The 18,251-nt window shown below is 57.0% G+C and carries 17 protein-coding genes and 1 pseudogene; 9 read left to right on the top strand and 9 right to left on the bottom strand.

The window, feature by feature from the left end; genetic code table 11:
- Positions 1-166 precede the first annotated feature (166 nt).
- The gene (gene pbpG / locus HMPREF3096_RS03380) at positions 167-1,117 is read right to left on the bottom strand and encodes a D-alanyl-D-alanine endopeptidase (RefSeq protein WP_008804044.1); all 951 of its coding nucleotides are present in this window, start codon (positions 1,115-1,117) and stop codon (positions 167-169) included.
- Positions 1,118-1,305: 188 nt separating this feature from the next.
- On the bottom strand, positions 1,306-1,893 hold the full coding sequence (locus HMPREF3096_RS03375) for a Yip1 family protein (protein WP_008804043.1): 588 nt from the start codon (positions 1,891-1,893) through the stop codon (positions 1,306-1,308).
- 153 nt (positions 1,894-2,046) lie between these two features.
- Between HMPREF3096_RS03375 and HMPREF3096_RS03370 the strand changes: the two genes are divergently transcribed.
- A complete protein-coding gene (locus tag HMPREF3096_RS03370) occupies positions 2,047-2,616 on the top strand; it encodes a DedA family protein (protein WP_023323029.1) in 570 nt (189 codons plus the stop codon).
- 32 nt (positions 2,617-2,648) lie between these two features.
- On the opposite strand, the gene mdtQ is transcribed toward HMPREF3096_RS03370, so the two are convergent.
- Positions 2,649-4,088 (bottom strand): multidrug resistance outer membrane protein MdtQ, encoded by a 1,440-nt coding sequence (mdtQ, locus tag HMPREF3096_RS03365; protein ID WP_070544297.1) that lies wholly within the window; start codon positions 4,086-4,088, stop codon positions 2,649-2,651.
- A gap of 128 nt (positions 4,089-4,216) precedes the next feature.
- On the opposite strand from mdtQ, the gene HMPREF3096_RS03360 reads away from it, so the two are divergent.
- Entirely contained in the window at positions 4,217-4,951 is a 735-nt protein-coding gene (locus HMPREF3096_RS03360) for a class I SAM-dependent methyltransferase (protein ID WP_008804040.1), read from the top strand.
- Between the two features lie 33 nt (positions 4,952-4,984).
- Here HMPREF3096_RS03360 and HMPREF3096_RS03355 read toward each other — a convergent pair whose 3' ends face one another.
- The 5 genes and pseudogenes from HMPREF3096_RS03355 to dusC all read right to left on the bottom strand — a co-directional run bounded on the left by HMPREF3096_RS03355 (position 4,985) and on the right by dusC (position 12,042).
- A complete protein-coding gene (locus tag HMPREF3096_RS03355) occupies positions 4,985-6,379 on the bottom strand; it encodes a glycoside hydrolase family 1 protein (protein WP_023323030.1) in 1,395 nt (464 codons plus the stop codon).
- A gap of 15 nt (positions 6,380-6,394) precedes the next feature.
- Positions 6,395-8,369, bottom strand: a pseudogene (bglF, locus tag HMPREF3096_RS03350) (PTS beta-glucoside transporter subunit IIABC).
- A gap of 30 nt (positions 8,370-8,399) precedes the next feature.
- Positions 8,400-9,233, bottom strand: coding sequence for a transcriptional antiterminator BglG (gene bglG, locus HMPREF3096_RS03345; RefSeq protein ID WP_002912842.1), 834 nt, complete (start codon positions 9,231-9,233; stop codon positions 8,400-8,402).
- Positions 9,234-9,388: 155 nt separating this feature from the next.
- The gene (locus HMPREF3096_RS03340) at positions 9,389-10,753 is read right to left on the bottom strand and encodes a carbohydrate porin (protein ID WP_023323031.1); all 1,365 of its coding nucleotides are present in this window, start codon (positions 10,751-10,753) and stop codon (positions 9,389-9,391) included.
- Positions 10,754-11,109: 356 nt separating this feature from the next.
- A complete protein-coding gene (dusC, locus tag HMPREF3096_RS03335; RefSeq protein WP_012541036.1) occupies positions 11,110-12,042 on the bottom strand; it encodes a tRNA dihydrouridine(16) synthase DusC in 933 nt (310 codons plus the stop codon).
- 358 nt (positions 12,043-12,400) lie between these two features.
- Between dusC and HMPREF3096_RS03330 the strand changes: the two genes are divergently transcribed.
- From HMPREF3096_RS03330 to HMPREF3096_RS03300, 7 genes are all read left to right on the top strand, one after another.
- Positions 12,401-12,805 (top strand): CidA/LrgA family protein, encoded by a 405-nt coding sequence (locus HMPREF3096_RS03330; RefSeq protein WP_004201620.1) that lies wholly within the window; start codon positions 12,401-12,403, stop codon positions 12,803-12,805.
- Positions 12,795-13,490: a CidB/LrgB family autolysis modulator gene (locus HMPREF3096_RS03325; RefSeq protein WP_008804035.1), complete on the top strand. Its 696-nt coding sequence runs from the start codon at positions 12,795-12,797 to the stop codon at positions 13,488-13,490. Before HMPREF3096_RS03330 ends, HMPREF3096_RS03325 begins: the two co-directional genes overlap by 11 nt.
- Positions 13,491-13,618: 128 nt before the next feature.
- Positions 13,619-14,503: a cytidine deaminase gene (cdd, locus tag HMPREF3096_RS03320; protein ID WP_012967554.1), complete on the top strand. Its 885-nt coding sequence runs from the start codon at positions 13,619-13,621 to the stop codon at positions 14,501-14,503.
- A gap of 292 nt (positions 14,504-14,795) precedes the next feature.
- A complete protein-coding gene (gene sanA / locus HMPREF3096_RS03315; RefSeq protein WP_008804033.1) occupies positions 14,796-15,527 on the top strand; it encodes an outer membrane permeability protein SanA in 732 nt (243 codons plus the stop codon).
- 114 nt (positions 15,528-15,641) lie between these two features.
- Positions 15,642-16,163: a hypothetical protein gene (locus HMPREF3096_RS31300; RefSeq protein WP_023297992.1), complete on the top strand. Its 522-nt coding sequence runs from the start codon at positions 15,642-15,644 to the stop codon at positions 16,161-16,163.
- On the top strand, positions 16,096-16,746 hold the full coding sequence (locus HMPREF3096_RS31295; protein ID WP_227538828.1) for a HipA domain-containing protein: 651 nt from the start codon (positions 16,096-16,098) through the stop codon (positions 16,744-16,746). The genes HMPREF3096_RS31300 and HMPREF3096_RS31295 overlap by 68 nt, the downstream gene beginning before the upstream one ends.
- Positions 16,743-17,189 (top strand): helix-turn-helix transcriptional regulator, encoded by a 447-nt coding sequence (locus HMPREF3096_RS03300; protein WP_012541033.1) that lies wholly within the window; start codon positions 16,743-16,745, stop codon positions 17,187-17,189. The genes HMPREF3096_RS31295 and HMPREF3096_RS03300 overlap by 4 nt, the downstream gene beginning before the upstream one ends.
- A 41-nt stretch (positions 17,190-17,230) precedes the next feature.
- On the opposite strand, the gene mglC is transcribed toward HMPREF3096_RS03300, so the two are convergent.
- Positions 17,231-18,241: a galactose/methyl galactoside ABC transporter permease MglC gene (gene mglC, locus HMPREF3096_RS03295; protein ID WP_002912871.1), complete on the bottom strand. Its 1,011-nt coding sequence runs from the start codon at positions 18,239-18,241 to the stop codon at positions 17,231-17,233.
- Between the last annotated feature and the right edge of the window lie 10 nt (positions 18,242-18,251).

The following is an 18,251-nucleotide window of genomic DNA, read 5'->3' as shown; positions in this document are numbered from 1 at the left end:
GCCCGGATAAGGCGCAATGCGCCGCCATCCGGCACAAACGCGGCACGGTGTCGGGTATATTGCCCGGCGGTGCTGCGCTTGCCGGGCTTGCGAAGGGGGCGAACCCGGTGCCAAATCACGTAGCCCGGATAAGGCGCAATGCGCCGCCATCCGGGGGACAGGCAGATTAATCGTTCTGCGCGGTCTGCGCGCCGCCTTTCAGCATCGCCTCTGCCATCTGCGCTTCGCGCTGCTTTTTATAGCTCAGCGCCGAGGCGGGTACCGGCATCACCTTCCCGGTTTCAATCCAGGTCCGCAAGCGGCTGGCGTCGGCGAAGTGGGTGTATTTACCGAAGGCATCCATCACCACCAGCGCCACCGGGCGTTGGTTAATCACCGTACGCATAATCAGGCAGTGGCCGGCAGCGTTGGTGAAGCCGGTTTTAGTCAGCTGGATATTCCAGTTATCGCGATACACCAGATGGTTGGTGTTGCGGAACGGCAGGCTGTAGGCCGGATGGGCGAAGGTGGCGGTCTCTTCTTTGGTGGTGCTCAACTGACCGATCAGCGGATACTGCTCGCTGGCGATCAGCAGTTTGGTCAGATCGCGGGCGGTGGAGACGTTATGCACCGACAGGCCCGTCGGCTCCACGTAGCGGGTATGAGTCATGCCCAGCGCCTGGGCTTTGGCGTTCATCGCGCGAATGAAGGCATCGTAGCCGCCTGGATAGTGATGCGCCAGGCTGGCGGCCGCGCGGTTCTCGGAAGACATCAGCGCCAGCAGCAGCATCGTGCGGCGGCTGATTTGGCTGTTGAGGCGCACGCGGGAGTAGATCCCCTTCATTTCCGGCGTATGGCTGATATCCACCGTCAGCATCTCATCCATCGGCAGATGGGCATCGAGCACCACCATGGCGGTCATCACTTTGGTGATTGACGCCATCGGGCGCACCAGATCCGGCTGGCTGGCATAGATGATTTTTTTGGTTGCCAGATCGACGATCATGGCGCTGCCGGAGGCGATATCCGGCTGCGAGGCGGCAACCGCCGCGGAGGTTTTTGCTAACGCCTGGGGCGCAAAAGGCACAGCCAGCAGCAAGGTCAGGCTGAGCAAAGAGACTCGAAATTTCGGCATCATGGGCATTCTGAAAAGTATTTTTGCACGTTATGGAACGTACGCCGCGAGGTTAAGTGGGCAACATCGCTGGCAAACGCCATCATACCGCGCCGTAAGGCCCTGTGCCTAATAAGAATCGTGAAGAAATGCTGCATTGCCGACACAAAATACATATTTGCCGGCAATGCATATTATCCAGTGACGTGCGATCAGAAGAGTCGGTAACCATACCCCCACAGTACCACGGTGATCGCCAGCAGCACTTCCAGTACCAGCACTCCGATGGCCAGCGTCGAACTGGCGAAGCTTAAACCCTCTTCCCGGTTAATGCTCAGGAAGGTCGGGATGCCCAGATAGAGCAGATAGCCGGTGTAAAACAGCGCGATGGTACCGATCAGCGCGCACAGCCAGACCAGCGGATAGAGCGCCACAATCCCGCTCAGGAACAGCGGCGTGGCCACATAGCCTGCAAACACCATGCAGCGTTTCAGCGAAGGCTGCTGCGGATACTGCCTGGCCATCCACCAGATAACCCGCCCCATGATCGCCACCCCGGCCAGCATCACGGCGTAAAACAGTACCGCCAGCGCCAGACCGGTCAACATCGACAGTTTAATAACGGTGCCGTCGCCGAAGTTCCAGCCCAGCTGCGTAGTGCCGATAAAGGCGCACACCACCGGAACCGCCGCCATCAGCAGCACATGGTGCGTATAGTGATGAGAAATGGTTTCATTCTCGCTCTTTATCACGCTCATCTCCCGGTTGGGATGAGCGAAGAGCCCCCAGACATGGTTCATAGCGTCCCCCTTGTCACGGCTTCGTACTGCACTGATCCAAGTATAATTCACCCTGTAGATTATTTTGTGTACAGCGCAAAAAAACTGCGTCGCCGCGTTTTGGTCAGCAGGGTGTATGATTAACAGGTGATGAGATAAGGAGATAAGCTGTTTATGGATATCAATCACCTGATTTCCCAGTATGGCTACGCGGCGCTGATCCTCGGCAGCATGGCGGAAGGTGAGACCATTACCCTGCTGGGCGGCGTCGCAGCGCATCAGGGGTTACTGAAGTTTCCCCTGGTGGTGATCGCCGTCGCCCTCGGCGGGATGATTGGCGATCAGCTGCTCTATCTGGTCGGCCGCCGCTTCGGGGGACGCATTCTGCGCCGTTTCGCCAGCCAGAAGGCGCGAATACGTAAAGCGCAGCGCATGATCCAGCACCGGCCGTGGCTGTTTGTCATCGGCACCCGCTTTATGTATGGCTTCCGGGTAATCGGCCCCCTGCTGATCGGCGCCAGCCGCCTGCCGCCGCGCATTTTCCTGCCGTTGAATATTGTCGGAGCGCTGGTGTGGGCCCTGCTGTTTACCACCATTGGCTATCTCGGCGGCGAGGTGGTTGGCCCGTGGCTGCACCATCTGGACGCCCATCTGAAGCACTGGATCTGGCTGATCCTCGCGGTAGGACTGGTGGTCGCCGCCCACTGGTGGCTCAGGCGGCGAGAAAGGAAGAAGAAAGACTAAACGGCGCCCCCGCAGGCGCGCCGTTGCGCCGGTTATTTCACGCTCTGGTGATAGCCGCCGCCGAGAGCAGAAGTCAGCTGAATGCTGGCGTCAATCCACTGGCCGTGCAGGCGCAATGCGGTAATGCGCTCCTGCAGCGCCGGGAGCTTCGCCATACTGACTCTGGAGCCGGGTAAGATCCCCGCCGCCATTCGGGCCTGCGCCAGGTTCACCACCCGCTGGGCGTCTTTTTCAACCTGCTGCTGCTGCTGGCTTTTGGCCATCAGCGTCTCGACCTGGCTGGCGGTTTTCGCCACCTGGTTGACGGCATCCACTACCGCTTTGTTGTACTGCGCTATCGACAGGCTGTTCTGCGCGCTGGCAATATCCAGATTGGCATTGAGGCGGCCGCTGTCAAAGATCGGCAGCGTCAGTCCGGCGGTGACGCCCATCTGCTGCGCCGAGTGACGGAAAAGATCGCTTAAGTGCAGGGCATCCTGCTGCAGGAACGCCATCAGATTGATGTCGGGATAAAACGCCGCTTTCGCCGCGTCCACTTCGCTCAGCGATGCCTCAATGTACCAGTGAGCAACCTGCAGATCCGGGCGGCGCGCCAGCAGCTCATAGCCGAGGGTATCAGGCAGCTGCGCGCTGACCGTCGGCAAGCTGACCGGTTTGAGGTTCAGCGACTGGCTCTGGCTGTTGGTCAGGGCCATCAGGCGCGCTTCAATCTCTTTCATCGTGCCCGCCACGTCCGCCAGCTGCTGGTCGGTTTTGCTGACGTTAATATCGTTCTCCGCCCCCTCGGCGGAGTTGGTGATCCCGCGCTGCAACAGGGCCTTGTCGACCGTCACGATATTATTTTGCTCACCCTTCACCTGCTGCAGCACCGCTTTAATCGCCGCTTCCGTCTGCCACTGCCAGTACAGGCGCGCCACGCTGCCAGAAAGCAATTCGCGGGTCTGGGCCTGCTCCGCCACCTGGGCTTTCAGCTCGCCGATGCGCGCTTTCACCAGCGCGCGGTTTTTACCCCACAGGTCCAGAACCCAGCCAGCGGTCAGGCCGAAGGTGCCGTTGGTGTACCACGGGCCGGTATTGCCGTCGGTGTCGGTGGCGAACGGCCCCATCAGGCCTTCGGCCGACATGCGCTGGCGTTCAACATCGGCGGAGAAATCCATCTCCGGGCCAAGATTCGCCTGCGACATTCGCGCCTGCGCTTCGGCAAGCCTGATGCGCTGTTCGGCAATTTGCATATCCGGCGCATTGGCGAGTGCGCGCTGAATCAGATTATCCAGTTGGGCATCGTGGTAGTCTTTCCACCAGTCGGTCTGCGGCCAGCCATTTTTGACGGCGGCAGGGAGATCCATGGAAACATGGGAGGCTGGAATTTGCTGCTGCGGCGGATTAGCAACCTCATGAGATGGCGCGCAGCCAGCCAGCGCGATGGCCAGGGGCAATGCCGCCAGCACGCTTTTATTTAATATCAATTTCATTAGACAGGTCAGATAACTTAATCAGGTTGGTTATCATAAGTTAATTGAATTAAACGCGTTTAGTAAAGCGTGTGACTAAATTATTAGTTAGCTAAAAATAAACAACCTTATCAATTCAAGGGATGAATATGAGTCAGAATATTTATGACGACCCGCAGTTTTTTGCCGGCTATGCGACCCTCGATCGCTCGGTGAAGGGGCTGGATGGCGCACCGGAGTGGCCTTCCCTGCAGGCAATGTTGCCGCCGATAACCGGTTTGCGGGTGGTGGATCTCGGCTGCGGCTACGGCTGGTTTTGCCGCTGGGCACAGCAGCAGGGAGCCAGCCAGATAACCGGTTTTGATATCTCCCAGCGCATGCTGGCGCAGGCGCGGGAGATGACCCGCGGGGATGAGATTGTCTACCGCTGCGCCGATCTGCAAACCCTGACGCTGCCCGCCAACAGCTGCGATCTGGTCTACAGCTCGCTGGCGCTGCATTATTTACCGGACATTGCCCCGCTCTTCGCCACCCTGCAGCAGGCGCTGGTTCCCGGCGGCACCCTGGTCTTTTCCGCCGAACATCCCATCTATACCGCCCCCTTGCAGCAGGGCTGGCGGGTGGATGACCAGGGACAGAAAAGCTGGCCGGTCAGTCACTATCAGCAGGAGGGTGAGCGCGTCAGCAACTGGTTTGCCGAGGGCGTCATCAAGCAACATCGCAAGCTCTCAAGCTGGATAAACGCGCTTATCGCCGCGGGTTTTGTGCTGGAGCAGCTGGATGAGTGGGGTCCGAGCGCCGAACAGATTGTCCAACAGCCCGCCCTGGATGAAGAGAAAGAACGTCCGATGATCTTTTTACTGCGCGCGCGTAAACCGGGCTAATCCCCCGCCCGGCGATGGCCGGGCGGGCATCCTTTACGCTTTCAGGCTGGCGCCGCGGCTGGCAATCACCTCTTTATACCAGTCAAAACTCTTCTTCTTACTGCGCGCCAGGGTGCCGGTGCCGTCATCATGGCGGTCAACATAGATAAAGCCATAGCGCTTCGACAGCTCCGCCTTCGAGGCGCTCACCAGGTCAATCGGCCCCCAGCTGGTAAAGCCCATCAGCTCAACGCCATCGTCAATGGCTTCCCGCGCCTGCACCAGATGGTCGTTCAGGTAACTGATGCGGTAGTCATCGTTAATGCTGCCATCGGCTTCCACCTTATCCTTGGCGCCCAGACCATTTTCCACGATAAACAGCGGCTTCTGATAGCGATCCCACAGCACGTTCAGCAGCGTACGCAGGCCCAGCGGGTCTATCTGCCAGCCCCATTCCGAGCTCGCCAGGTGCGGGTTCGGCACCATGCTGAGAATATTGCCGCGCGCCTGCTGGTTCAGCGCCTCGTCGGCGGTGACGCAGCCGGTCATGTAGTAGCTAAAGGAGATAAAGTCGACGGTGGTTTTCAGCGCCTCGCGATCGGCATCGGTGATGGTGAGCGTGATGCCGTTGTCGCGGAAAAAGCGCAGCATATAGCCCGGGTACGCGCCGCGCGCCTGCACGTCGCCAAAGAACTGCCAGCTGCGGTTCTCCTGCAGCGTCTCAAACACATCTTCCGGTTTGCAGCTCAGGGGATACATCAGCCCGCCGAGCAGCATATTGCCGATTTTGCCCTCGGGCACCAGCTCGTGACAGGCTTTAACCGCCAGGGCGCTGGCCACCAGCTGGTGGTGAATCGCCTGATACACCTCGCCTTTGCTGCTGCCGGCCGGCAGGCCGACGCCGGTCATCGGGGCATGCAGCGACATATTGATTTCGTTAAAGGTCAGCCACAATTTGACCTTATTTTTATAGCGGCTGAACACCGTGCGGGCATAGCGCTCAAAGAAACCAATCACCTCCCGGCTGCCCCAGCCGCCGTAGTTTTTTACCAGCGCCCACGGCATTTCATAATGCGACAGCGTCACCAGCGGGGTGATGTTGTGCTTCACCATCTCGTCGAACAGCTTGTCGTAGAACGCGAGACCGGTTTCGTTGGGCTCGGCGTCATCGCCGTTGGGATAGATGCGGGTCCAGGCGATGGACACCCGCAGGCAGTTAAAGCCCATCTCGGCGAACAGAGCGATATCTTCCGGGTAGCGATGGTAAAAATCGATCGCCACATCCTTAATACCGCTGTCGCCGGGTACGCGCTCGACCACCTCGCCGAACACGCCGTGCGGCTGCACATCGGAGGTGGATAAGCCTTTGCCCTCTTCCAGATAAGCCCCTTCCACCTGATTCGCCGCGGTCGCGCCGCCCCATAAAAAATCCGCCGGGAATGTTTTCATCTCTCTCTCCTGTGATTAATGGCTGACTGACAACAGCGGCTGGCCGGCTTCGACGGCGCTGGACGCCACCGTATCAATTTCCCGGTAGTCGTCGCTGTTGCTGATAATGATCGGGGTCGCCAGGTCGTAACCGGCATCCAGAATCGCCTGACGATCGAACTCGATCAGCAGATCGCCGGCCTGCACCCTGTCGCCCTCTTTGACATGTGCGGTAAACGGCACGCCGTCGAGTTTGACCGTGTCGATGCCGACGTGGATCAACAGCTCAATGCCGCTGTCGCTCTGCAGGCCGATGGCATGTTTAGTCTGAAACAGGGAAGCCACTTCGCCCGGGAACGGGGCAATCACTTGGCCCACCGCCGGGATAATGGCGACCCCTTTACCGAGCAGGCCGCTGGCGAAGGTGCTATCCGGCACCTGCTCGAGGGCGATAACGCTGCCGCTCATCGGCGCCAGAATATCGTTTGCCGAGGCCGGGGCTACCGTCACGGCGCCCGGTGCAGCGCTGGCGCGCGGCATGCCGGCGAAGAAGGTCAGCACGCAGGCAAGCACGAAAGCCACGCCGGTGCCGATAAGCCCGCCCCAGACGGTGGCGTCAATCCCGCCAGGCGGGATCATCTGCGCCGGGAAAAAGATATTCGGCACACCGAACGAGTAAGCATGGCTATTACTGAAGGCAGTGATCGCCCCGCCGATGGCGCCGGCGATACAGCCGAAGATAAACGGACGACGCAGCGGCAGGGTCAGACCGTAGATAGCCGGCTCGGTGATGCCAAACAGCCCGGCAGAGAAGGCGGAACCGGCCAGCATCCGCTGACGCGCATCGCGGGTGGCCAGCAAAATCCCCAGAACCGCCCCCACCTGGGCAATCACCGCCGGAAGAATAATCGGCAGCATGGAGTCGTGACCAAGTACCGTCATGTTGTTGATCATCAACGGCACCAGCCCCCAGTGCAGGCCAAAAATAACGCACACCTGCCACATGGCGCCCAGTACCGCGCCCGCCAGCCATGGGGCAAACGCATAAATGAACTGGTAGCCGTTGGCCAACAGATGGCTCAGCCAGGTGGCGACCGGGCCAATCACCAGGAAGGTGAGCGGGACCACCACCGCCAGGCAGATCGCCGGGGTGAAGAAGTTTTTCATTGATGACGGCAACAGCGCGTTGCTCTTGCGCTCCAGCCAGCAGCAGACCCACGAGGCGAGAATAATCGGGATCACTGACGAGCTGTAGTTGATAAAGGTCACCGGAATGCCGAGAAAGTGCTCCACCGCCGCGCCCGGCGCCTGGCTGGCCTCAAAGGCCTGAATCATCAGCGGGTGGGTTAACGCCCCGCCAATCACCATCGAGATAAACGGGTTGCCGCCAAACTTCTTCCCAGCGGTATAGCCAAGAAACAGCGGGAAGAAAAAGAACAGCGCGTCGCTGGCGGCAAACCAGATTTTATAAGTCCCCTGCTCCGGCGTAAGCCAGCCGCAGGTCACCGCCAGCGCCAGCAGGCCTTTCAGCAGACCGGTCGCCGCCATCACGCCGATAAACGGTGTAAAAATGCCGGAAATGATGTCGATAAGCTGGCTTAACACCGATCCTTTAGCCGCTTTTTCCCCGGTAACCGGTTCGCTGTCATCGCTTAACCCCGCCTCCTGGCGCACCGCCAGCCAGACGTCGTGAACGTGGTTGCCAATCACCACCTGAAACTGGCCACCGCTCTCCACCACCATAATGACGCCCGGATTGGCCTTCAGCCCTTCGGCATCGGCTTTGCCGTTATCTTTCAGTTTAAAACGCAGACGTGTCGCACAGTGAACCAGACTCACAATGTTCTCTTTGCCGCCGACGCGGTTGAGAATATCCTGCGCGAGTGCTTTATATTCCATGCTCTTTTCCTTACTGCCGCTGCCCGCAGACAACCGGCGACTGAGTAGTAAAAAATAAAAAAACCCGAGAACCACGCCGGTGGGCGTCGCGCTCAGGTTTTGCCTGCATCATGCAGTAACAATCCAGTTTTGTTGGGGGGAATTAACGCCCCTCTTTTCTTACCCGTTCGATATGAATGGCAAGAAACATAATCTCTTCGGTGGTCAGCGACCGCTGATACTGCTTTTGCAGATGCGTCGCCACCGTTTCCGCACACTTCCACGCTTTAGCGTAGTTATCTTTCACCGCGCTGTGCAGCGAGACGTCGTCATCTTCCACCACCGTGCGCGTCAGCATCCGCTGGGCGAAGAACTTGAGATGAGTGACAAAGCGCTGATAGCTCAATGACTCTTCGTCATAGTTAAGCTGCAGCTGATACTTCACCAGCTGCAGGATCTCCTGCATCACCCGGGTCACGTGCATGACCTCCGGCATTTCGCTGTTGAGCTGCGCCGTCACCAGATGCAGGGCGATAAATCCGGCTTCATCCTCCGCCAGCTCCACACCAAGCCTTTTGGCAATAATGGCCCTTGCCTCCTGACCCAGCGCGAACTCCTTCGGATACAGCCGCTTAATCTCCCACAGCAGCACGTTACGCAGTGCGATGCCCTTTTTCTGCCGCTCGATAGCAAAATGACAGTGATCCGTTAATGTGATGTACAAACTTTCCTGTAGCTTGCCCAGCCGCCCGCGTGCCAGGTCGATAATGCGATCGCAGGTGGTCATCACTTCTAACGGTATCTGACTGAGTAACTCACCTAAGCGGCCTACCAGTTCATCGCTCTGTAAGGCGAAGACTTTTTCAATTTTACTGTCGTCCAGCACGTCGCCCGGGCGTTTCTGAAAGGCCAGCCCTCGCCCCATCACCACCTGTTCGCGCCGGTGCTCGTCAAGAACCACCACCACATTGTTATTGAGTACTTTGGCGATTTGCATATAGACCCCAGAAACAAAAAAACCTGACCCCCGACGAAACGCCAGGTGATCAGGTTTTGCCTGCCGCAGCAGTTGCAATCCAACACCCGCACTGTAACAACTTCTGCTGCGCGCTCAACCTGACAAGTGAAAAAACGTGATTAAGATCGCGACTATCAGAAAGTCACCACCGTTTTCCACTCCACCACCCATGCGTCCTGGGTCTGCGCAACGCCGCCCGGACGGTGCCAGTACTGCAGGCCCGGCTGCAGCTCCAGCCAGGAAACCGGGCGGAAGCGATAATAGAGCTCGCCGTTCAGCGAATGACCGGCCACCGGCTGGTAAGCCGGATCGTTATAGTCGGTGGCGCCGCTGAGTTGATTCATATAGCGCTGGTTACGTGCGTAGTGGCTGCTCATGTCGATCCACGTCAGACCAAAGCCAATCCAGTCCTCCGGGCGGGCGTCAAACAGCCCGCGGTAGCGCATGGAGGCGGCGACGGCGGAGTGGATATAGTTGCTGCGCTGGTCGCTGAGGCTGCCGCTCAGCGAGACGCTCATCCCCCGCAGCGGGTCGTCGGCGTGGCGGGTGATCTGCTGGTTCAGACCAGCGTACATAAACCAGGTGCTGTCGTGCTCGGCGTAGCCTTGCGGATCGGTCGCCCCGGCGCCGCCGGATTTGCCGCTGTAGAGGTCGGTTTGCGGCGCGTTGGTCCAGACCACACCCAGGTTATAGGCTCCCGGCAGGCCATTCATCAGCGGACGGGTTTCGATCTCCATCGGCAGTAAAATGCCTTTGCTGCCCTTCGTCGACCCGCTCCAGGCGTGACTGCGCGCGGTAGCCTGCGGGTTTTGCTCCATCACCCCGCCTTTCAGGGTGACCGTCGGCGTCAGCTTGTACTCCAGGGTGGTGCCCCAGGTGTGGATGTTCCAGTTATTCCAGGTCAGCGAGTTGGCCGATTTCCCACCGCACTGGGTCAGTAGCTGAAAATCGCAGGGAATGATCTGGTCGAAAGTTTGCACCTTGTTCATCATACCGATGCGCCAGGTCAGGCGACGGTCGTCAAAGCTGCGGGCAAAGGTCAGCCAGCCGAGGCGGGTGATCGACCCGCCGCCCCAACTCTCCTGCGACAGATCGTTGAAACTCACCCGCGGATCCTGCAGCCGTTTCGTGGTGAGGTTATCATCGTGGTTACGGTTGACGATGTTGCCTTCGAGACGCGCATCCGGTATGCCGGTCCAGCGCTCCAGATCCTGGGTAAAGGTCAGCGCCACCTGGTCAATATAGGCCAGGTGTTTATCATGGTCGTAACCGCCGCTGGCGTTGTAGGCCATCTCGTTAAGATACCCGAGATTATAATGAAAGCCGTTCTCTTCGAGGATCGGACGAATGCCCAGCATATCGCCCAGCAGCCCCTGCTGCCCGGCTTCGAACCCCAGCACGCTGCCGTTCCACGCCGGAGTTTCCGCGGCGCTCACGGCAGGCACCATTGTCGCCAGCGCCGCGCCGATCAAAAGCTGATTTATTTTTTTGTTATGCATTGTGATATCCACCGTGACTGAATAAAAACAAAGGGGATCCCCAGGCTATTTATTTATCTGTTTTCTTTTTTAAAAAATGAATGGCAAAGGGCGTCCGCCGGTAATAAAACCGCGACGATGCCAGAGAAAACGTTAATTACAACCTATTGTTTTACATAACCATTTTTTCACCATTGAATTTTAGCCAAAAAAAAACCTAAGCACTTTCCGCCACGAATGACGAAAGTGCTTAGGTTTTGCCTGGGTTCAGTAGCAATCCTGAATTGATTGACCGCACATTATCACTTTATTCAACTCATGCCTACCAGCAATAGGCAGGCAAGTAATAATATGTGAAGCAAATAACAGTATGGTGTTTAATAGCGGGCGATGGCCGCCGCTATTTCAGCAGACGTTTGCAGGGCGCGAATTTCATTAAACAGAGTCAGCGCCTCACTATATTCCTTGCGTAAATAGCCTAACCATTGCTTAATTCTCGCCACATGATACAGACCGGTGTCGCCCTGCTTTTCCAGGCGGGTATATTTTTGCAACAGCTGAACCACCTGCGGCCACGGCATGCGCGGTTCGTTGTATTTGATCACCCGGCTGAGGTTCGGCACGTTGAGCGCCCCGCGGCCAATCATCACCGAATCGCAGCCGGTGACGGCCATACAATCCTGGGCGCTTTGCCAGTCCCAGATCTCGCCGTTGGCCACCACCGGAATGGTCAGACGCTGGCGGATCTCACCGATCGCCTGCCAGTTAATGCGTTCGGCTTTGTAGCCATCTTCTTTGGTGCGGCCGTGAACCACCAGCTCGCTGGCCCCGGCCTGCTGCACCGCATCGGCGATTTCGAAGCGCCGTTCGCCGCTGTCCCAGCCGAGTCGCACCTTGACGGTCACCGGCAGATGATCGGGAACCGCTTCGCGCATGGCTTTCGCACCGCGATAGATCAGCTCCGGATCTTTCAGCAGCGTCGCCCCGCCGCCGCTGCCGTTCACCAGCTTAGACGGACAGCCGCAGTTTAAATCCACCCCCCACGACCCCAGCTCCACCGCGCGGGCGGCGTTTTCCGCCAGCCACTCGGGATATTGTCCCAGCAGCTGGACGCGCACGCGGGTGCCGGACGGCGTGCGGCTCTGATGATGCAGTTCCGGGCACAGCCTGTAGAACGATTTTACCGGCAGCAGTTGATCCACCACGCGCAGAAATTCGGTGATGCACAGATCGTAATCGTTAACCTCGGTCAGCAGCTCGCGCACCAGCGAATCGAGCACGCCTTCCATCGGCGCCAGTAGAACACGCATATCGTTATCCGGAAAAAAAAGAGGCGCTATGGTAGCGCCTCCAGGCATTGGTGGAAAGCGCTCAATGCGTCCGGCCTGCCGTACGCCATTCCCCGTTCGGCGAATGCGGCAAAGCGAGGAGATAATCTCTATGCTTTACAGGAGTCTGCGGCGTCTCATGCCGCCTTTATTTGCCGCGCCTCGTTCAAAAAGGTAGCGTGGGACTCCATATACCCTAAGCTGCGAGCTGTCGGGTCCTGCCGGGAGAGGCTATTGTTCCCGTACGCTATCAGCGCTATGCGTAGAATTCATGATGTGATCGGTAGCACATTTTAGGGATTAATTGTATGATGAATGCACTTCATCAAGGGTTATTACCATGAGTAAATCGCTGACTATTATCTGGCAGTACCTGCGGGCCTTCGTCCTGATTTACGCCTGCTTATACGCCGGAATTTTTATCGCCGGACTGCTGCCCATCACTATCCCCGGCAGCATCATCGGCATGCTGATCCTCTTCGTGCTGCTGGCGCTGCAAATTATGCCGCCGCAGTGGGTCAATCCTGGCTGCAATATCCTGATCCGCTATATGGCGCTATTGTTCGTGCCCATCGGCGTCGGCGTGATGCAATACTGGGATCTGCTGCGCGCCCAGCTGGGGCCAGTCGTCATCTCCTGCGCCATCAGCACGCTGGTGGTGTTTGTGGTGGTGAGCTGGAGCTCTCACCTGGTGCATGGCGAACGTAAAGTGATTGGGCAAAAGGAAAAGAAAAATGATGCATGAAATCTGGTGGTCGCTGCCGCTAACCCTGATCGTCTTTTTTCTCGCCCGCAGGCTGGCCGCCCGCTTTAAGTTCCCGCTGCTCAACCCGCTGCTGGTGGCGATGGTAGTTATAATTCCGTTTCTGCTGCTGACCGGGATCTCCTATGAGCGTTATTTTGCCGGCAGCAAAGTCCTGAACGATCTGCTGCAGCCGGCGGTGGTCGCGCTGGCCTTTCCACTGTATGAGCAACTGCACCAGATCCGCGCGCGCTGGAAATCAATCATCACCATCTGCTTTATCGGCAGCTGCGTGGCGATGATCACCGGTACTACCGTCGCCCTGCTGATGGGCGCCACGCCGCAAATCGCCGCCTCTATTCTGCCTAAGTCGGTCACTACGCCAATTGCCATGGCGGTCAGCGGCAGCATCGGCGGTATTCCGGCCATCAGCGCCGTGTGCGTGATTTTTGTCGGCATCCTCGGCGCGGTATTCGGCCATACGCTGCTTAACCTGATGCGCATTCGCACCAAAGCGTCACGCGGCCTGTCAATGGGTACCGCCTCGCACGCCCTCGGCACCGCCCGCTGTGCGGAACTGGACTACCAGGAAGGGGCGTTTAGTTCGCTGGCGCTGGTGCTGTGCGGGATCATCACCTCGTTGATGGCACCGTTCTTATTTCCGCTGATCCTCGCGGTAGTGGGATAAATTGTGATTTAAATCACATTTTTTAATGCAACAAATCAAAGTTGCATAAACAATGAGATATTCGTCACATATGAGACTGCTGGACGCCCGTACACTGGCTTCCCATTACATTGTTATGAGGCAACGCTATGCACTCACGTTTTCAAGCTGCTTTGACGACTCTGGCAGCAGACCTGCAGGCGGCCATCGCCCCGATGCTCGCCGACCCGCACTTCCCGGCGCTGCTCGAAGCCGATCAGGTGGCGACGCTGCAGCAGGCGACAGGTCTGGACGAAGACGCGCTGGCCTTTGCGCTACTGCCGCTTGCTGCCGCCTGCGCGCGCGCCGACCTTTCTCATTTTAACGTCGGGGCGATCGCCCGCGGCGTCAGCGGCCGCTGGTACTTTGGCGGCAATATGGAATTTCTCGGGGCGACCATGCAGCAGACCGTTCACGCCGAGCAGAGCGCCATCAGCCACGCCTGGCTGCGCGGCGAGACCTCCCTGCGCGCTATTACGGTGAACTACACGCCGTGCGGCCATTGCCGTCAGTTTATGAACGAACTGAACAGCGGACTGGCGCTGCGCATTCATCTGCCGGGCCGCGAAGCGCATGCCCTGGAGCACTATCTGCCGGACGCCTTTGGTCCGAAAGATCTGGAGATAAAAACCCTGTTGATGGATGCACAGGACCATGGCTACCCGGTGAGCGGCGATGCCCTGACCCAGGCAGCCATTCAGGCCGCCAACCGCTGCCATGCGCCCTACAGCCACTCGCCCTCCGGCGTGGCGCTGGAGCTGAAAGACGGCACCATTTTCAGCGGCAGCTATGCGGAAAACGCGGCGTTCAATCCGACGCTGCCGCCACTGCAGGGGGCGCTGAATCTCCTGAGCCTCAACGGCTATGATTATCCCGCTATCCAGCGGGCAATCCTCGCGGAGAAAGCCGACGCGGCGCTGATCCAGTGGGATGCCACCGTCGCCACCCTGAAGGCGCTGGGCTGCCAGAATATCGAGCGCGTCCTGTTAGGTTGATCAGCCTGAGCAGATTGCCGGATGACGGTTTCGCCTTATCCGGCCGACCTGATATACCGTCGACCTGATATACCGAGATGTTGTCGGGTGGCGCTACGCTTACCCGACCTACGGTTCGCGCCATGGCGAGCTGAAGATCACTATGCCGGGTGTCGGCTCACGCCTTACCCGACCTGCGTTCGGCGATCTGTCTGTATTGCTGAAAATCCCCGCAATCAAACGCGGGTTTCTTGCGCTTACCCGGCGGGTAAAGTAGCCTGAAGACTCCGTTGTCTATTATTGAGCCAAGTTCATGTTAAAGCGTGTGTTCTACAGCCTGTTAGTCCTGCTCGGCCTGCTGCTGTTGACCGTGCTGGGCCTTGACCGCTGGATGAGCTGGAAAACCGCGCCCTATATCTATGATGAGCTGCAGGACCTGCCCTACCGTCAGGTCGGCGTGGTGCTGGGCACCGCCAAATATTACCGCACCGGCGTCATCAATCAGTATTACCGCTACCGCATCCAGGGCGCGCTGAACGCCTACAACAGCGGCAAGGTCAACTATCTGCTGCTGAGCGGCGATAATGCTCTGCAAAGCTACAATGAACCGATGACCATGCGTCGGGACCTGATTAAAGGCGGCGTCGATCCTGCCGATATCGTGCTGGACTATGCCGGCTTCCGTACGCTCGACTCGATTGTCCGCACCCGCAAAGTGTTCGATACCAACGACTTCATTATCATCACCCAGCGCTTCCACTGCGAACGGGCGCTGTTTATCGCCCTGCATATGGGGATCCAGGCCCAGTGCTACGCGGTGCCGTCGCCGAAGGATATGTGGAGCGTGCGGCTGCGCGAGTTCGGCGCCCGCTTTGGCGCGCTGGCGGACCTCTATATCTTCAAACGGGAACCGCGCTTTCTCGGCCCTCTCATCCCGATTCCGGCTCAACAGCATGACGTACCGGATGACGCCCAGTCCTACCCGGCAGTCACTCCGGAGCAGCTGCTGGAACTGCAGAAAAACACAAAACCCGCCAATGAGTGATATAAGATGCATTAATCATGCGATGCCAAAACAATGCGTATTATAAGTAACGTTAATTGCATGAATGCTCTTTAATGCGTAATATTTCACTCATCATCCTTTTTGGAGGGCGCGATGGAAACATTAACGGTACAAGCCTTTCTCAATGCGGAGTGGCAAGACATTGCGTTGATAAAATTCCCCGGTAGTGAGCAAGGGGACTGGTTTACAACACAAATCGACTATCTTACCGATTACGCCATCGACTTTCTGGAACGCGATGACTTTCACGCCGTGTCGCTCAACCATCCCGTTTCGCTTTATTTTGAGGATCACGGAAATCCTGGATGGTTAAGATTTATAGACGATATCATTCCAGGCGGCGCCAGCCGACGTTACTGGGTTAACTTTTTAGATATCAGTGAACTTCCTCAGGGCCAGCAGAATTTCATCTTGCTCAAATTCGGCACGATGTCGCCAGTGGGAAATTTACGCATTAAAGACTCGGTGCCGGACTGGGATAGTCTGGCAAGCAGTAAAACGTTCTCTGTCACTGATGTCATGAATCGTGCCAGTGATTTTCTCGACTATGACCAGGAACGAGGAGCCGCAGCAGGAGGGGCTACATTATCCCTCTCTCTGGTTGCCGCGATTTGATATCAGAAGAGACGGTGATGGCCGGATAATGAGATTGGGAATGGAGTCAGTCTATTCTCTGTTACAAAAAGCGCCAGCGACGATACTTGATCATGAAACCACGCTGCGGATCCTAATCGAAAAGATCACATCCAGTAATATGGTAAGAGTACAGAATTATCGCTTTGATGTTCAAGGATTTACCATCGATTGGGTACGTCGAGACTTATTAAACATTATTTTTGGCAATAGTGATAACCATGGACGTAATACTGCATTTATGAAAGCAGATAATGAAATTATCCTTGCGCCAATCTACGATTTTGCACCAATGAAAGCCGACCCGGAAGGTATACCGCGCACGATGAAGTGGTCATTAGCCTGCGAATCAGGAGGAGAATATAACTTTGGCGCCATCGCACAAGCTTTGGCTGAATGGATCGCCCCTGACACATTGCTTAATGCTTTAAGTGAAACCGCATCTCAACTCGTTGATTTACCATCCCGTCTTAAAGCACGCGGCGTTCCTGTTCAGATTCTGGAAATGCCATCAATTGGTTTTAAATTTATACCTGACAAACTCGCTCGCTGGGGGCTGTTATGAAGACCCTGAATAAAAAAGAAACAGAAATCCAAAATACCTTAGCCAGGCTGCGGGCGGATAACCCACCATCCCTACCCGCCACCGGGGTAACGGCTACGGAAAAAAAAGCTCGTTCAGAGATAAGCAGACAACGCGTCTCGGCTGGTTTAAAAAAAGTCAAAACGGTCGATCGTCAGGCGGTCATTCACGCCATTATCCATGACATCATGCTAGGCGCCATCAGCCAGGGAGAGGCCCTGAAAAAACTGAGAGTAGAAGTTCTGGGTTTACGCCAGGATGAATATGCCCGGCTAGTGGATGTCTCTCGTAAGACCTTATCTGATGTGGAAAATGATAAAGGCAATTATTCTGCCGAGATCATTAATAAAATCTATAAGCCGTTTGGCCTTGAAACAGGACTCGTCCCTATTTCTAAAACACTTATTTCTTCTCTATTTAAATAGTAAAAACCCGCGCCAGGCGCGGGTTTTTGATGCGTTCAATCTTATTTCTTACGGGCGTATTTCAGGGAGTCCAGCGCCACGGCGAAGATAATAATCGCCCCCTTAATAATGTACTGCCAGTAAGGGTTGACGCCGATATAGGTCAGGCCGTAGTTGATGACGGTGAAGATAATCACCCCTGTCACCACGCCGAATACGGTCCCTACCCCGCCGCTGAACGAAACGCCGCCCACTACGCAGGCGGCGATGGCGTCCAGTTCGTACATAAAGCCGAGGTTATTGGTCGCCGAGCCGATACGCCCGGCTTCCAGCAGGCCGCCGAAGGCGTAGAACACCCCGGAGAGGGCATAGATCATCAGCAGGTTCAACGCCACGTTAACCCCGGAGACTTTCGCCGCTTCCGGGTTACCGCCGATAGCGAAGATGTTTTTACCAAAGCGCGTCTTGTTCCACAGGATCCAGACAAAGAAGACGGCAATCAGCGCGTAGAAGGTAATGTAGGACAGGCGGAACGAGCCCAGCGCCACAAACCCCTGGGCAAAATGGGAGAAGTGGCTGTCAAAACCGGAGATCGGCGACGCGCCCACGAAGTCGTAGTACAGCGAGTTAATGCCGTACACGATGATCATAGTGCCGAGGGTGGTAATAAACGGCGTCACGTTCAGGTAGGCGATGACGATCCCGTTAATCAGGCCGATGACCGCCCCGATGGCGCACACCAGCAGGATCACCAACGGGATCGGCATGGTCGCCATATCCGGGAACACCTTGTTGGCATTATCCACCGCCTGCAGCATGGTGGCGGCAATCACCGCCGCCAGTCCCACCTGACGGCCGGCGGAGAGGTCGGTCCCCTGCGTGACGATAAGTCCGGCCACGCCCAGGGCAATAATAATACGCACCGAAGACTGAGTCAGGATATTACTCAGGTTGAGCAGACTTAAAAATGTCGGATCCTGGAAAATAATAATGGCCAACAGGACCAGAAGGACGACATATATCCCACCCTCTTTCAGGTAAGTGAGAAAACTCTTTTTATTTAACGCACTCATGTGAAGCCCC

The organism is Klebsiella sp. HMSC25G12 (genome assembly GCF_001807705.1).
Classification (GTDB): domain Bacteria; phylum Pseudomonadota; class Gammaproteobacteria; order Enterobacterales; family Enterobacteriaceae; genus Klebsiella; species Klebsiella variicola.
Note: the sequence above shows the minus strand (reverse complement) of the source record. Positions and strands in the feature narration are given on the sequence as shown.

Coding starts and splice junctions, on each gene's coding strand:
- pbpG (WP_008804044.1), bottom strand. CDS start 1,117: ATGATGCCGAAATTTCGAGTCTCTTTGCTCAGCCTGACCTTGCTGCTG.
- HMPREF3096_RS03375 (WP_008804043.1), bottom strand. CDS start 1,893: ATGAACCATGTCTGGGGGCTCTTCGCTCATCCCAACCGGGAGATGAGC.
- HMPREF3096_RS03370 (WP_023323029.1), top strand. CDS start 2,047: ATGGATATCAATCACCTGATTTCCCAGTATGGCTACGCGGCGCTGATC.
- mdtQ (WP_070544297.1), bottom strand. CDS start 4,088: ATGAAATTGATATTAAATAAAAGCGTGCTGGCGGCATTGCCCCTGGCC.
- HMPREF3096_RS03360 (WP_008804040.1), top strand. CDS start 4,217: ATGAGTCAGAATATTTATGACGACCCGCAGTTTTTTGCCGGCTATGCG.
- HMPREF3096_RS03355 (WP_023323030.1), bottom strand. CDS start 6,379: ATGAAAACATTCCCGGCGGATTTTTTATGGGGCGGCGCGACCGCGGCG.
- bglG (WP_002912842.1), bottom strand. CDS start 9,233: ATGCAAATCGCCAAAGTACTCAATAACAATGTGGTGGTGGTTCTTGAC.
- HMPREF3096_RS03340 (WP_023323031.1), bottom strand. CDS start 10,753: ATGCATAACAAAAAAATAAATCAGCTTTTGATCGGCGCGGCGCTGGCG.
- dusC (WP_012541036.1), bottom strand. CDS start 12,042: ATGCGTGTTCTACTGGCGCCGATGGAAGGCGTGCTCGATTCGCTGGTG.
- HMPREF3096_RS03330 (WP_004201620.1), top strand. CDS start 12,401: ATGAGTAAATCGCTGACTATTATCTGGCAGTACCTGCGGGCCTTCGTC.
- HMPREF3096_RS03325 (WP_008804035.1), top strand. CDS start 12,795: ATGATGCATGAAATCTGGTGGTCGCTGCCGCTAACCCTGATCGTCTTT.
- cdd (WP_012967554.1), top strand. CDS start 13,619: ATGCACTCACGTTTTCAAGCTGCTTTGACGACTCTGGCAGCAGACCTG.
- sanA (WP_008804033.1), top strand. CDS start 14,796: ATGTTAAAGCGTGTGTTCTACAGCCTGTTAGTCCTGCTCGGCCTGCTG.
- HMPREF3096_RS31300 (WP_023297992.1), top strand. CDS start 15,642: ATGGAAACATTAACGGTACAAGCCTTTCTCAATGCGGAGTGGCAAGAC.
- HMPREF3096_RS31295 (WP_227538828.1), top strand. CDS start 16,096: ATGACCAGGAACGAGGAGCCGCAGCAGGAGGGGCTACATTATCCCTCT.
- HMPREF3096_RS03300 (WP_012541033.1), top strand. CDS start 16,743: ATGAAGACCCTGAATAAAAAAGAAACAGAAATCCAAAATACCTTAGCC.
- mglC (WP_002912871.1), bottom strand. CDS start 18,241: ATGAGTGCGTTAAATAAAAAGAGTTTTCTCACTTACCTGAAAGAGGGT.